This is a genomic window from Rhizobium sp. ZW T2_16 (genome assembly GCF_044987325.1).
In the GTDB taxonomy this organism is placed as follows: Bacteria; Pseudomonadota; Alphaproteobacteria; order Rhizobiales; family Rhizobiaceae; genus Neorhizobium; species Neorhizobium cellulosilyticum.
Window position 1 is genome coordinate 1 of sequence record NZ_JBJDRG010000079.1, and the last position, 543, is coordinate 543.

The following is a 543-nucleotide window of genomic DNA, read 5'->3' on the forward strand; positions in this document are numbered from 1 at the left end:
CGAAAGAGGAACCCTTGCCCGACAGGAAGACGGCCGCGCCGACCAGTTCATCGACATTGCCCCAGCGGGCAGCCGGCGTGCGCTTTTCCAGCCATGCGGAAAATTCCGGATTGTCGACCAGTGCCTGATTGAGCGGTGTCTTGAAATAGCCGGGCGCAATGGCATTGACCTGCAGGCCGTGCTTGGCCCAGTCGGTGGACATGCCTTTGGTGAGGTTTTTGACCGCGCCCTTGGTGGCCGTGTAAGGCGCGATGCCGGGACGGGCAAGTTCGCTCTGCACCGAGGCGATGTTGATGATCTTGCCGTGACCGCGGGCGATCATGTGGCGGGCGACAGCCTGACCGACATAAAACACGCTGGAAATATTGGTTGTCAGAAGCTGCTGCCACTTGTCGGCCGGAAAGTCTTCCAGCGGCGAACGATACTGCATGCCGGCATTGTTGATGAGAATGTCTATCGCGCAGATCTCCGCTTCGATGCGAGCGACCCCTGCCGCAACCGAGGCCTGGTCGGTCGCATCGAATGCGACGGCGTGAACGGTAA

1 protein-coding gene is annotated in these 543 nt (G+C 60.4%); it reads right to left on the minus strand.

Going from position 1 to position 543, the window contains the following annotated elements:
• Nucleotides 1-543 (minus strand): SDR family NAD(P)-dependent oxidoreductase (locus tag ACI3K0_RS30815; protein WP_404946997.1); only part of this gene is annotated, 543 nt, incomplete at both ends.